At 71.8% G+C, this 517-nt stretch carries 1 protein-coding gene; it reads left to right on the plus strand.

Annotated elements, in window-relative coordinates; genetic code table 11:
- Positions 1-517, plus strand: a 517-nt coding sequence (locus HWX25_RS32905; RefSeq protein ID WP_347879270.1) for an alpha/beta fold hydrolase, incomplete at both ends; no start/stop codon positions are given.

Genomic DNA, 517 nt, shown 5'->3' on the forward strand with positions numbered 1-517 from the left:
GGCCGCGGCCGAACGGGCGCCGGAGCGGATCGCGGCGCTGGTCTACCTGGCCGCGTTCATGCCCGCCTCGGGCGTGCCTGGTCTCGACTACGTGCGTGCCCCCGAGAACCATGGCGAAATGCTGGCCTCGCTGATCTGCGCCAGCCCTCGCGCGATCGGCGCGCTGCGCATCAACCCGGCCAGCCGCGACGCGGCCTATCTCGCCACGCTGAAGCAGGCGCTGTTCGAGGATGTTGACGAGGTGACGTTCCGCGCCGTGACACGGCTGATGTCCTCGGACGTGCCGACCGCGCCATTCGCCACGCCGATCGCGACCACGGCCGAGCGCTGGGGCTCGATCGCGCGCCACTACGTGACCTGTGCCGAGGATCGCGTGATCCTGCCGGCGCTGCAGCGGCCCTTCATCGCCGAGGCCGACGCCTTCCTGCCCGAGCGGCCGACGCGCGTCCACGCACTCGACAGCAGCCATTCGCCGTTCCTGTCCCAGCCTGACACGCTCGCCGAGCTGCTGGCGGGC

The sequence above is a fragment of the Burkholderia sp. BCC1640 genome, assembly GCF_902833125.1.
Classification (GTDB): Bacteria; Pseudomonadota; Gammaproteobacteria; order Burkholderiales; family Burkholderiaceae; genus Burkholderia; species Burkholderia diffusa.